Genomic DNA, 13825 nt, shown 5'->3' with positions numbered 1-13825 from the left:
CCTTATTATGAACCTATCTTTGTATCAAAAATTAGCGGTGTCGTTGGTGGTTATATTTTGCTTTATTTGTGCACTCGTTTACAGCTGGAGTAAACAACTAGAGCTCACCTCAAAACATCATGGCGAGCAAAACCTGCACTTAGCCCTTGCTGAGCATTTAGTACAAGATAACCCATTAATAAAAGAGGGTGTATACGACTACGCAGCCCTAGAAAACCTATTTCATACCTTAATGTTATTAGGCCCCGCATTTGAGTTTTATTTTGTAGATGAAAATGGAAAAATCCTCACTTACTCAGCAGAGCCTGGTAAAGTTAAACGCACTCATATTAATTTAGCCCCCTTAAAAAAGCTGATTAACAACCCAGCTGCAGCGCCAATTTATGGTGATGATCCAAGAAATAAAGCGCAGCAAAAAATATTCTCTGTAGCGCCTGTTTTTAATAACGATAAGCTGCAAGGGTACTTGTATGTAATTATTGGCGGTGAAGCTTACGATACCTCTTTAAACACAATTAAAAATAATGACAAACTATGGCTTGCCGCATTATGGCTTGGAGCTGCACTTGCATTTTTACTGATTGCGATGCTTATTTTACTGCGCTTTTTTACCAACCCTATTCAGCGATTAGCCCGTGATGTAAGCAATATTGAAGCAGCTAATTACAGCCTTACCGATACCAAACTCAGCAACTATTCAACCCAAAAAAGTAACGAAGTGCACAGTTTAGGCCGTAACATTCAAGCCATGGTTACCCGGATTGACGAGCAATTTAAAGCACTTGAGCAAAGCGATAAACAGCGCAAGGAGTTGCTTACTCACTTATCTCACGATTTAAGAACCCCCTTAGCCTCCTTGCAGGGGTTTTTAGAGGTGCTTAATCAGTCGGGGTCACAATTAAGCGCTCAAGAACAACAAGCATACTTACATGTATCCCTTAATAACTGCGCGCAGCTTAAACAGCTTATTGAACAAATTTTTGAATTAGCCCATTTAGAAAACGGTGAAATAAGCATACACAAAGAAACCTTTAATTTAGGTGAGCTTATTTACGATTGTATTGCTAAGTTTTCTCTAACCGCCGAGAAAAAAGGCCTTAACTTAACGGTAGAGCCAGCAATTTGCGATTTTCCTGTTGTAGCCGATATTGCAAAACTTGAGCGTGTTTTAAGTAATTTAATTGATAACGCAATAAGGCACACACCTAAAGGCGGCAGCATAGCTGTAAATGTTAAGCGTATTGATGAAAAGCAATTATTTGTGCAGGTTTCTGATACCGGCGTGGGTATTAAGCATGATGAGCTAAACGCGATTTTTAATCCGCATTACCAGGCTTCAAATTCAAATAATGAAGGGCGCCAACAAGGTGGCTTAGGGTTGGCTATTTGTAAGGGGTTACTAAAACTTATGGACAGTGAAATAAATGTACAAAGTGAGCTGGGCAAAGGCACTATGTTTAGCTTTAACTTGCCGCAAAAAATAAAGGTATAGCCAACGTCTATACCTTTAGAACATTACTTAATTTTGATTTTGTTAGTTTTTAATACCGGCTAAATCAAGCATAAATGCATAGTTTAGCGCAGTATCTTCTAGGCGTTTAAAGCGACCAGACGCCCCGCCATGGCCGGCTTCCATATCTATTTTAAACAGCAGTTTATTATCATCTGTTTTATAGTCACGCAGCTTTGCAACCCACTTAGCTGGCTCAAAATATTGAACTTGTGAGTCATGTAAACCGGTAGTCACTAACATATTAGGATACGCTTGCTTTGAGACTTGATCATACGGCGAGTACGACAGCATGTAATCGTAATACTCTTTTTCATTTGGGTTACCCCACTCACCATACTCATTGGTAGTAAGTGGTATGCTTGCATCAAGCATGGTGGTGACTACATCAACAAAAGGCACTGCTGCAACCACCCCTTTATATAACTCTGGTGCTTGGTTAACCACCGCGCCCATTAATAAACCACCAGCACTACCACCGTAGGCAAATATTTCGTCTTTTGCGCCATAACCTTGTGCCACTAATGATTTGGTTACATCAACAAAGTCGTTAAAAGTGTTCTTTTTAGTTAATAACTTTCCGTCTTCATACCATGGGCGTCCTAACATTTGCGAACCACGCACATGCGCTATAGCAAACACAAAGCCACGGTCTAATAAGCTTAAACGTGAGCTTGAAAAAGTAGGATCCATGGTGGCGCCGTACGAGCCATAACCATATTGCAATAACGGGTTAGTCCCTTCTTTTTTAAATGTATCTTTACGGTACACTAAGCTTACCGGCACTTTTATACCATCGCGCGCACCTACAAAAATACGCTCCGAGGCATAGTTATCTGCGTTAAAATCACCTAACACGGCTTGCTGTTTAAGTAGGGTTTTATCACCCGATTTAAGGTCAATATCGTAAGACGAAACCGGTGTCGTCATACTGGTATAATAAACACGTAATTTGTCGCTGTTTATATCGTTGTTGCCATAGCTTGCAATGGTATAGGCACTGTCGTTAAAGCTTAGCGTGTGCTCATCTCCAGTCGATAAATGGCGAACAATAAGGCGCGACTGACCCAGTTCTCGCTCTTGATATACAAGGTAGTCTTTAAATAAATCAACGCCTTCTAGCTTAATATCATCGCGCGGCGCAATTACCGTTTGCCAATTTGCTTTATCATGCGCTTTATCTACATCCACCTTCATAAGCTGAAAGTTAACCGCATTTAAGTTAGTGACGATGTAATACGTATTGCCAAGCTTTGAAATACTGTATTCTAGGTCGTCCTCACGCTCAATTAAGCGCTTAGGTTTTGCTTTATTATCATCTGCGCTGAGTACCGACATACCAGAGGCATTGGTGCTGCTGTGCCAAATATATATTTCTGAGCCATCTTTGCTCTTACTAATACCCGTGTAATAACTTGTATCAGCTTCTTCGTAAATAAGTTCATCATCGCTTTGCGGTGTACCTAACGTATGGCGAAAAACTTGATAGCCAAGTAAGGTTTGTGCATCTTTTTTAATGTAGTAAAAGGTTTTATTATCGTTTGCCCAAATAACGCCGCCGTTTGTTCCCTCAAGCGTGTCTTCGAGTAATTGGCCTGTGGTTAAATCTTTTACCTTTATGGTGTAAATTCTACGGCTAACGGTGTCTTCCCCGTACGCCATTAAATTTCCGTTAGTACTTACAGATAAGCCACTAACAGCAAAGTAGTCGTGATCTTTGGCCAACGCATTTACATCTAAAATAACTTGCTGATCAGTGCCTTTAAAATCGCTACTGCGAACATAGGTAGGGTATTCGTTTTCGCCACGCGTTTGCGATGAATAAAAATAGTCGCCTTTTTTAACAGGCACCGAGTCATCGTCTTTTTTAATACGCCCTTTTAACTCTTCAAATAACTTATCTTGCAATGTTTGAGTATGCGCAAGCATTGCCTCGGTATAAACGTTTTCAGCATTTAAGTAACTTATAACGTCTGGTGCTTTACGCTCGTCATCACGCAACCAGTAGTAATCATCAATACGCGTATCGCCATGAATCGTCATTTCATGAGGTACTTTTTTAGCAATTGGCGCCACGGCGCTCACTGGTTTTTCTGTTTGTTGTGTTTGCATAGTAGTTGCTGTATCTGAAGGTGTACTTTTAGGCGCATTATCACAGCCGGCTAGCACAGCGAGTGATAACGCGGCTAGCGTGAATGAAGAACGAATCATTATGAAATCTCTATAGTTTTTATTATTGGTGCTATTAAATATACCTAATAATAAAGCGTGGTGTAATTTAGTTTGTGAAGCTATGTAAAAAGGGAGCCGAGGCTCCCTTTAAAATAACGTGCTAGTTATAAAATTACTTTTGTTTACGGCGACGCATAAATGCAAACGGCGCAGCAAGTAATGTTAACCAAGCTAGTGAGCCCGATGAACCATTGCTTTCAGGCTCTGGTGTTGGCGTCACTGGCTGAGGGTCTGCAATGGTATCGTTAACAACGATTGATACCATAGTTTCTTCGGCGCTAGTGCCTGATGCTTCACGCACTGTGTATGTAAAGCTATCTTCACCAGAGAACTGTGCATTTGGCGTATAATCAATCGTGCCATCTTCATTCACGGTTGTAGAGCCATTTGCAGGTGCAGAAACCACCTCAACAGTTGATGCCACTAAGCTGCCTTTAATTCTTACACCTTTATGGGCAGAGAATTCTGCGTTTTCTGTTTCTGAAGAAGCTACTGCGTCAAATACAAAACGCGACTCAGCCATATCATTAGCTAATACATCAATAGTCACTGTTTGTTCTTCATCAACTTCTACTGCATCTGCAGCTGTGTAATGGCTGCGATCTTTTGCAAAAGCTTGATATTGAATATCAACAACACCGCCTTTGATTTGATCGACTAAGTAGCCACTACCAATAGCATTACCCGTTGGAACTGTGTCCAGCATTGCACCTACGTTGCCATCAGCAGACTCTACACCCGCTGAGTAAGGTGCAGGTAAAGCAGGCACATCAATGTAGTTCATACGAACTTCATCAGTGCCTTCTTTTAAGATCACTTGGAACGTGTACTTATCACCTAAAGAACTACCCCAAAGCTCAACGTCATGCCATTCTACAACTACATAGCCGCTATCAAATTTAGCCACATAAAGATCACCGCCACCGCTCGTGCCACCCGCTAAATCAAAGTCAGCCCAAAGCGGCGCAATAACACCATTAGGTGTACGTGCATTAGGCATTGCTTGAGGGCTCCAAGAGTTAGTTGTATTTACATCTGCACCAACAGCAATAAAGCCGTTATCTGAGATAGTAAATGCTGAGTACTCTTTCCCATCAAAAATAAAGTCAGCTTCAACCGTAATGGTTATCTCATCACACCCGTCAGGACACGCTTGTGGTTCAATGCCTTCATCAGCCAATGAGAAGGTACCTAAGAAATCACTGCTGTTAATAGCAAATTCTTTTGGCCCTAATGTGCCCGTCCAAGTTAGTTCTTTATTGTCTTCACTTAATGTTACTTCACCTGCACCATTAGTCACTTCAACAACAGGGGCAGCACCTTTAAGAAGTTCTGCATTTTCGTCAAGTTTTACATTTACTGATAGCTCGTCAGTGAACAGAGTATTATTAAATTGCACACCTATTTTTGCAGGAGTAGAAGAATTTAAAGAATCGGCATCGACTGTTGCACTAAACACACTGCTATTTGTTGCTTCGTTATCGTAAATAGCAAATGGTAAGTGAGCGATTTGACCTGTCTCAGTATGAGTCCACACTACATGACCAAAGTTCCAACCTTTTACATCGTTAAATGTTGAATCAATATCTAAGTTAAATTCAGCCATGTCAGTGCTTGTTTCTGTACCTTCTGCATCCGTTGAGGTAGAACCATGCGCGCCAAGCATAACGGTGCTAGGCGAAACTGTAATTTCAGCGCCTTGCATATCGGTTACTACTTTTGCAGTCCACTCACCGGCAGTATCAGTCATGTTTTGCACGGTATTTGAGAAACTACAAACACTTAAACAACTAGGGTCAGCGTAAGAGCCATGATCAAATGTAAGTGCTGCCTCTAGCGCATTAGGCATATCTAATCGACCGGCACCTACATCAAATGCATCAGCTTTGGTAACTAAGTCTTCTTTATGTAGGCCATCCATTTTAGATGAGCTCATAAGCGCCGTTTTGATTTGTACCGCATTCCACTCTGGGTGAGCTTGCTTCATCAATGCTGCTGCACCAGCAACATGAGGGCTTGCCATACTTGTGCCTGTAATCGCATTAAAGGTAATACCATTACCTTCATCTGGCGAGTACGCAGATAAAATATCTGTACCTGGCGCTGCAATATCAGGTTTTAAGAAGCTAGGCTCACCATTAGGACCACGCGAACTTGAAGAGTTTACTGCATCAGTAAATTTCTCTTGAATTGTTCTTTTAACACTAGGGTCGAGTGAAGCAATAACCGGCTCTTCAGCTGCAGTTAACAGCTCAACCAAGCTTAAACCATCTTCTTGGCTAATCGCTGAGGCTGGAATTGTGGCGTCATCCATAGACATGCCCATTGCACCGCCAGCAACATTGTTGTGGATAATTACCGCTGTTGCACCTGCTTTCGCCGCATTTTCAGCTTTGGCTGAAAACGCACAGCTACCACGAGAGATTAATGCTACAGAGTCTGCAAATGAGATATCTTCAGCAAACTCTTCACACCCTTCAAAATTATCAGGAGCAATCACTTGCGCCGAAATAATAGGAAGTGAAATAGGGTCGGTTAATAAACCATTGCTTCCTTCAATGCTTAAATAGGTTTCACCTGCCACTTCAATTTGTTGAGAGAAGAAACGCCCTGTTTGCGTATTGGCAACTGTTAAACCAGACTCAATACAGCTAGGACAACCAATAGTTTGTGCGCCGTTACCATCGTTACCTGCTGCGGTTACAACCACTACACCCGCTTCTTCTGCAGCTGTGAATAAATCACTGTATGCACTGCTTGATGGATTACCACCTGCACCACCGCCCCACGAGTTATTAATTACGTCTGCGCCATCTTTAATGGCCGCTTCTAATGCCCCCATTAGTGCAACGGTAGTACCGCTGCCTCGTCCATCGGCTGTGTGCCAAAGCGCTTTATAAGCCATTAACTGTGCCGCTGGTGCAACACCTGAAATTGACACGTTATTGTCTTGGTAAGTAATTTCAATTGGGTTACCTACAGCAGTACCAGCAACATGCGTTCCGTGACCGTCGTAACCGAGTGGAGAACCAATATATTCATCAGGGTGAACATCACTTGGTGTTGGGCCAAATGCACGCGCCACTATTAATTTATTATTACAAAAATCGGCTTCACCACCCTCTATACGACAGTAATCGGGGTTTTCTGCGATGTAAGCCGCTTCTTCTTCACTAAACTCTGCAGCTGCAAAACCCACATCTGAAAACATAGGGTTTTCTGGGCGAATACCCGAGTCAATAATAGCAACTTTAACGCCTTTACCAGCTTCAGATTGACCACCAAGCGCCTGCCATGCCTCAACGCCTCTAATCACATCAATAGAAGCATCCATTAATGTGTGGTACTCAGTATCTAAAAATACTTTTTTTACACCCGCAAGTTTAGCGAGCTTTTCACGTTGACCTTGCTCACCTTCTACCACGATACCGTTGAATAACGTACTAAATGAATGTGAAACCGAGCCACCGCTAACAGATGCGGCTACTTGCGCTACACTTTTTTGTTTTGCTTTTAAGTAGCTGCTGTACTTTAACGCAGGTGCTGAAGATAGATTAACTTTACTATCCCCAGTTACTGCTGCAGAGGTTGCTTCAAGCCCTGCAATGCCGCCTTTGTAGGTTGCTAGCGGCTCGTCTTCAAGCTGGATAATATAGCGTGCTTTAGTAGAAATGGTTTTATCTTGAGAGTATGTTTTTACACTTGATGTTTCTGGGACATATCCTTTAGATAAATCAGGTGCGGCGGCTGCATCGTATGACATCATAGCTAAACCTATAGCTGATGAAATAGCGGTTCTTTTCAGTGTTATATTAGACATTATTTCCCCTGGAGTGAGTTTTATATTATTGTATTTACTCAATTCAATGTGATTAGAATTGTGATTTTAATATAGAACTACAGCCCTCAGGCTAGCAACAACTCAATTACAAGTGGATTACAAAACTGCAGGAATAGCATCGCAAAAACATCACAACAAACTAATTTTAAATAAGTTTTTCTCTTTCTGTAATTTGTAAATCACTGTAAACAAAACCTAACTTCTCTATGGAAAATGAATGAGTAACGACGTTATAAATATTTTAACCATGGCTAAAGTAATTCAGACAGCCGTCGCCCCAGTCTTTTTAATTACGGGTATTGCTGCCACGCTCGGGGTTTTATCTAATCGCTTAGCCCGCATTACTGACCGTGCGCGACAACTTGAGCGAAAACTCAAGGTAAGCACCGATGAAGACTTTAATAAAACCCTAGCCACAGAGCTGCGAGCCCTGTTAAAGCGCTCTCGATGTATTCATATTGCTTTTAGTATGAGCGTGCTAAGCGCCTTGCTAGTATGCGCTGTGGTTATGCTGTTGTTTTTATCACACATTCAGTCTATTAATTTAGGGGTAACAATTGCCAGCTGTTTTGTGGCTGCAATGGCCTTATTAATATGTGGTTTTATGTCGTTACTTGGCGAGGTATTTTTGGCCACACGTAGTATGCGCCGAGGGATGATATTTGCTGATATTAACGATTAGCAATAAAAAAGCCCGAGATTTTCTCGGGCTTTTATCACAACATTTTAATTTTATTGTGCAGTATAAATAGTCTCTAACACTTCAATTCGCGCTTCTTTAGTATAATCAGTTGACTTTAATTGCTCTGCAGCAGCTAAAATATCTTGACCCTCATTAACAGCTAAAACCGCTATTTTAGTACCTGGGAAAACAGACACTACCTTTAAGCCAGACAGCTGAGCTACCTCTGTTGCGTTCATGCCATCTTTAAGCAAAACAGTAATATTGCCAGAAAGCGACGTTAAGTTGTTTGTTAGGACATTACGTACCAGTGTACCTTTTGTTACTAACGATGAAGCCTCAGAAGACTCAACAACCGCCATCTCACCTTTGGTAGAAACAACATACTCATCAGCAGCAACACTTGTTGGTACTAAACGTAAGTTTTTTTCTACAACGTAAGAGCCAAAGTCGGTTTTGCTGTATTTCACACTATTTACCGGCTTTTTTGGAAGTTGCAGCTCTTTATCTGCTAATGAACTCGCTGTTGCACTTAGAGAAATACACGCAGCAGCACCTAAAATAACTAATTTATTCATTTTCATATCTATATTCCTTACTCTTGACCTGCGTGACCAAATGCTCTCAACGAAACGCCTTCTAAAACGCTTGCGGCACGGTTATTTGAAATACCTACGGCACCAAGTCCGTTATCCCCGCCATCGCTGAATGCAAAGCTATCTGCTGCAGCATCAAGAACACGAATAGTCCAAGTACCTTTTGTTGTCTCGCCATAGAAAGCATTAGACAGTAGTACCGCATCTTTTAAAACATAGCCTGTGTTCCAACCGTTAGTAAAGCTATAAGCTGGGTAAAATAGAGCTTGCTTAGACGCTAGTAATACACTGCGCGTGCCTGATGGAGACGTCACTTCAATTGCTAAATCGGTACCAGCAGAGGTTTGCGTACCATCCGCTAAACCAAAGCCCATTTCAGTATTGCTCACATCAAACTTAAACTGCATTGCTTCAATGTTTAGCTCTTCTTCAACAGTGATTTGCTGTGTAACACCCGCGGCACTGTTATCTGGGATTTCTAGCGTAAGGGCATCTTCTTCAACAACAGAGCCAACACCACTCCAATCTGTAATAACTTGCTCACCTAATGCTACGTCGTACTCTTTTGCCATCGCAACTGCAGCACCAGCATCTACACGTCCAAAACCATATAAGTTATTAAAGTTATAGCCTGCTGCATTTTCAACCCAGCCGTCATGCGCTACAAATTCACCTTCACCAACGCTAAGTGTTACAACTTCATCTTCTGCATCGTTAACTGTGCTTGTAGTAGCTAAGATATGACGGACATCACGCCATGTTAGCTCTGAATTAGCTGATAAAATCAGTGATACTACACCTGACGCATTAGGTGCTGCCGAAGAAGTACCATTAAACGTAGAGGTATAGTTACAGCTAGCGTTATCTTCATGTCCTGGGTAGTTGAATGGGTATTGCGATGCAGCAAAGTCTTCGCCATATGCTGCAGCCCATGCCGTAATCGAGCTACCATTAAAGCCTGAGTACCCATTAATACAGGTCATTTGATCAGTCGTTACCATGGCAGGCGCCCAGCGCCCATATTCACCCGCAGGGGCTGAAACCATTAAGTTAGCACCACCGCTTGAGTAGCTTGTATGCGTACCATCAGCATTTACAGCTGCAACGCTTAAGTAATATGGGTGACCTTGGCTTGGCTCAAACGCGCCGTTATAACAAGTAAGGCCTAGCTCATTTGCGCCATTATCGGCACATAATGACCCTTCATCGCCACCATCTACAAACGAGTTACCACTCGACTTCATGTTTAGGGCACCTTTACCATCACGAAGGTTAAGGTTAGGGTAAGACTCGATAGCTTCATCTAGCTCTGAGTAGCCAATAAACGTTGGGAAGGTAATACCGTAGCTGCGGTTAAACGCAGAAATATTTTCTGATGTGCTAATACCGCTACCTGGGAAACCATGCGCGAGTAAATCAGTTTGCTCAATTTTATCGCCACCTAGGTAGTTCATGCCAATTAGACCAGCATCTGGTGCAACACCGCGCCCGCCCTTACCATTCCAACCTTTCGCTGCAATTAAGCCTGCAACACTGGTACCGTGGTCGCCGCTATTTGACAGGCTAGTAGGGTCGGTGCGATCCAACACATCAACATCTAAATTTAAAGAACGGTTTGGTAACACGTTATCAACTAAGTCTTCGTGACGAATTTCCATACCAGAGTCAACAACAACCGCCGTTACGCCAGCACCTGTAACACCTTGAGCGTACGCAGCTGCTACGTTCATATCTTCGCCAGCAACCAATTCTTCTGCTTCTGATTCAGCAAAATCCTCGTCAAAAATAGTTTGCGCTTCTTCTTCGCTGTAACCTAATTGGTTGACATATAAATCAATTAGGCCTTGCTTCATTTCATCGCTTAGAGCGTACGACTTTTGACCTGTGTTACGCAGGTGCCATTGCTGATTAGCCAAAGGATCTGACGCAATATCACTAATCGTTAATTGCGCAGACGCCGATTTGCCATTTGCATTAGCGGTGTAATCAATTACCGCGTCTTCGCCTGAAACAGGAACGTAAGTAAAGGTATCGCCTTCAACAGTGAGTAAGCCGTGGCTAAAAGTATATACGCCATCCTGCGCTTCAACCGCTTCATCATTTTCAGTAAATGTATAACTAAGTGTATCGCCATCGTTATCACTTGCATTAAACTCAGCAGTTACAGGTACCCATTGCTTTAAACCGGCAACGGCTACATCGCTTGCTTTTGGTGCAACATCAGTTACTACAGCAACTTGGCTATTATTGTCATTGTCGCTGCCACCACACCCTGCTAGCGTCATAACTACTGCGGCAGAAAGTGCCGACATTTTAAAAATATTATGCTTCATAAACTTCCTTCGTTAATTATTTTTATGATGACTCAAGGTACACAACAGGGCACTTAATAGCAACTCACCGTTTACAGTCGTTAACAATAAACTGACAAGGTGTAATGATATATTCAGAAAACAAGCTGCGAGACATTAAAGTTTCACTTGAATAAAATAAGTAATCGATTCAAGATGTCTAATTAGTAGATATAATTTCTTACAGGGGCAAAACATGAAATTAAAACAATTTTTAGCAGGGGTTGCTTTAGCAACATGTACACTTAGCGTATCTGCAAATACTGCATTTAAAGAGCCAAGTGATGCTATTGAATACCGTCAAGCTGCGTTTTCTATGATTTCAGTGCAAATTAGCGATATGGGCGCGATGCTAAAAGGTAAAATTCCTTTTGATGCAGAGCAATTTAAAATGCGCGCTAATAACGCAGCAGCCCTTTCTAAAATGCCGTGGGAAGCGTTTTACGAAGGCACTGATAAAGGTGATACAGCAGCATTAGCTGATGTATGGTCTGATAATGCAACCTTTGTTAAAAAAGCCAATGCCTTTGCTGCCAATGCAGATAAGCTAGCTTTAGCAGCTCAATCTGGCGATAAGGCGGTAATTGGTAAAGCATTTGGCGCATGGGCCAAAGGCTGTAAAGATTGCCACAAGCAATTTAAAGACTAATTACAATTAAAACAATACACACTAAAACGGCGCTTTATGCGCCGTTTTGTTTTTTTGTTAGCTATTAACTTAGCAAATAACTAAGTGGTTCTTTGCCCCACGTAACAGCCAGTAGCACCAACAACCCAACAAAAATAGCCCACGCCAACCAAGGAGCTTTCGTGTTATCTATATTAGTTTGAGTGGCTTGCTCGCTGTTAGCCTGTTTACCGGTGATCATTGCTTTGACAAGTGGTTTTCCTTTTATTTTATACACAACAATGGCAGTAACATGCAGGCAAATGGCATAAAATAAAATATCGAAATTAAGGCGGTGCAGCCAATTTGCAAAATCAACCGTTGAGCTCGACACATACTCAACCAAAGGCCCATCAGTCAAAATGCCATCACTGCTCATTAGCCCGGTCACTAACTGCACTATAATAAGTACAAAAAACAACAAAACCATGTAGCTACCTGGCGCCGAATGACCCACTCCTTTACTGGGGTTTTTGAACTCTTTAAGTACTGCTATTGGCGAGTGCAGTAACGCGCTTAATTTTGCCGTTTTACTGCCCACCAGCCCCCATACTAAACGGGTCACTATTAATGCGATTGCGAAAAAGCCAGCCACAAAATGAAGCTCAATCATGCCCTCGTCAATGCTAAAGTAAAGCACAGCAATATTAATCACTAATAACCAATGAAAGCTTCTTATAAAGCCATCCCATACTTTTATACTTTGCATATAAATCCTCAACTTGTTGCCAGGCTCTGGCACATTATTTTGATACTAAAGCCATTATTCCAAAGTTTTACTACCGCTGCATTAATGATATTACATAAAGCACTATTTATGGCACACTAAACGCACAAACTTATTACTTACTTGTATTAATGAATATAACTAAACGCGCAGTATTAAAAGGTTTTTTTGATATGCTCCCGCTTTGCCTGGCGGTCGTTCCTTGGGGAATATTATGTGGCTCTTTAGCGATTCAAAATGGCTTTAGTGCCTTTGAAACACAAGCAATGTCATTACTTGTATTCGCGGGTTCAGCACAATTAGTTGCAATTGAACTAATGGCCGGTAACACCCCTTTACTGACTATTTTATTTACCACATTTATTATTAGCTCTCGGCATTTTTTATACGGTTTAGCCGTACGCCATAAAGTTATTTCACAGCCATTTCGGTGGCGCTTACCAATAAGTTTTGTACTAACCGACGAGCTGTTTGCCTTTTCGCATCACCGCAAAGCCTATAAAACAAAAGCGCGCCTAATATACGCTTTAAGCGCGGGTTTTAGTTTTTATATTGCATGGAACCTTTGGACACTCATAGGCATAGTTGCAGGAAGTGTGCTCCCTGATTTAACAAATTTAGGGCTCGACTTTGCTATTGCAGCTACATTTATTGCTCTTGTGGTACCGGGCATAAAAAATTTAGCCTCGCTGGTTACAGTGATTGTTGCGGGTATTAGCGCCACAGTTTTAAAAAGCACGGGGTTTGAGTTGTGGTTGGTTTGTGCTGCTCTACTTGCAATGAGTGCAGGCTACTTTACTGCAAGGCTTACACAAAAAAAGGACAGCCCATTATGATGCTCACTATATTATTAATGGCGTGTATTACCTTTTTTACTCGTTACTTATTTTTACATCAACGCCTTGGTTTTAAAGTGGGCCCTAAAATGCAGCAGTTTTTAAGCTTTAGCGCACCCGCTGTACTAACCGCTATTTGGGTACCCATTATTTTTATAAATGAAGACGGGCTCAACCTTAACTGGCACAACCCTTATTTAAGCGCAGCCATCGTTGCCATTATTGTTGCCTATAAAACACATAATATTTATTACACAACGCTTGCCAGTATGGGGTTATTTTTAATTTTAAACTAGAGCGTGTTGACCTTTGGCGTTTGAATTTGCAGCAGTATGTTTGGTTTTTAGGCAAGGCAGAGCCTGTGAAGTGTGGTTATTCCCCAT

10 protein-coding genes are annotated in these 13825 nt (G+C 41.8%); 5 read left to right on the top strand and 5 right to left on the bottom strand.

From position 1 onward, the window contains the following. The first annotated feature begins 7 nt into the window (after positions 1–7). Positions 8–1492, top strand: a complete 1485-nt coding sequence (locus tag CWB60_RS18000) for a sensor histidine kinase (protein WP_096738879.1) — start codon at positions 8–10, stop codon at positions 1490–1492. 42 nt (positions 1493–1534) lie between these two features. On the opposite strand, the gene CWB60_RS17995 is transcribed toward CWB60_RS18000, so the two are convergent. Further along, positions 1535–3721 carry a S9 family peptidase gene (locus tag CWB60_RS17995; RefSeq protein ID WP_138579764.1) on the bottom strand — a complete coding sequence of 729 codons (2187 nt, stop codon included), beginning with the start codon at positions 3719–3721 and terminating at the stop codon, positions 1535–1537. A gap of 133 nt (positions 3722–3854) precedes the next feature. Then, positions 3855–7562 (bottom strand): S8 family serine peptidase, encoded by a 3708-nt coding sequence (locus CWB60_RS17990; RefSeq protein WP_138579765.1) that lies wholly within the window; start codon positions 7560–7562, stop codon positions 3855–3857. Positions 7563–7800: 238 nt separating this feature from the next. Here CWB60_RS17990 and CWB60_RS17985 point away from each other — a divergent pair, with 238 nt between their 5' ends. Then, positions 7801–8265 carry a DUF2721 domain-containing protein gene (locus tag CWB60_RS17985; RefSeq protein WP_004589012.1) on the top strand — a complete coding sequence of 155 codons (465 nt, stop codon included), beginning with the start codon at positions 7801–7803 and terminating at the stop codon, positions 8263–8265. Positions 8266–8315: 50 nt separating this feature from the next. Here the strand turns inward: CWB60_RS17985 and CWB60_RS17980 are convergent, their stop codons facing one another. Both CWB60_RS17980 and CWB60_RS17975 read right to left on the bottom strand, forming a co-directional pair. Continuing rightward, on the bottom strand, positions 8316–8849 hold the full coding sequence (locus tag CWB60_RS17980) for a serine protease external chaperone (RefSeq protein WP_138579766.1): 534 nt from the start codon (positions 8847–8849) through the stop codon (positions 8316–8318). Between the two features lie 11 nt (positions 8850–8860). Further along, positions 8861–11194, bottom strand: a complete 2334-nt coding sequence (locus tag CWB60_RS17975; protein WP_138579767.1) for a S8 family serine peptidase — start codon at positions 11192–11194, stop codon at positions 8861–8863. A 214-nt stretch (positions 11195–11408) separates the two neighbouring features. On the opposite strand from CWB60_RS17975, the gene CWB60_RS17970 reads away from it, so the two are divergent. After that, entirely contained in the window at positions 11409–11861 is a 453-nt protein-coding gene (locus CWB60_RS17970) for a c-type cytochrome (RefSeq protein WP_024032101.1), read from the top strand. A gap of 64 nt (positions 11862–11925) precedes the next feature. On the opposite strand, the gene CWB60_RS17965 is transcribed toward CWB60_RS17970, so the two are convergent. Beyond that, positions 11926–12588 carry a cytochrome b/b6 domain-containing protein gene (locus CWB60_RS17965; protein ID WP_138579768.1) on the bottom strand — a complete coding sequence of 221 codons (663 nt, stop codon included), beginning with the start codon at positions 12586–12588 and terminating at the stop codon, positions 11926–11928. Positions 12589–12737: 149 nt separating this feature from the next. Between CWB60_RS17965 and CWB60_RS17960 the strand changes: the two genes are divergently transcribed. Together CWB60_RS17960 and CWB60_RS17955 are read left to right on the top strand one after the other, a co-directional pair. Next, entirely contained in the window at positions 12738–13442 is a 705-nt protein-coding gene (locus tag CWB60_RS17960) for an AzlC family ABC transporter permease (RefSeq protein ID WP_029772236.1), read from the top strand. Continuing rightward, entirely contained in the window at positions 13439–13738 is a 300-nt protein-coding gene (locus CWB60_RS17955) for an AzlD domain-containing protein (protein WP_004589018.1), read from the top strand. The genes CWB60_RS17960 and CWB60_RS17955 overlap by 4 nt, the downstream gene beginning before the upstream one ends. Positions 13739–13825 lie beyond the last annotated feature (87 nt).

It is taken from the genome of Pseudoalteromonas sp. S327 (assembly GCF_005886415.1).
Lineage (GTDB): Bacteria > Pseudomonadota > Gammaproteobacteria > Enterobacterales > Alteromonadaceae > Pseudoalteromonas > Pseudoalteromonas atlantica.
This window is presented reverse-complemented; position numbering and strand designations above follow the sequence as displayed.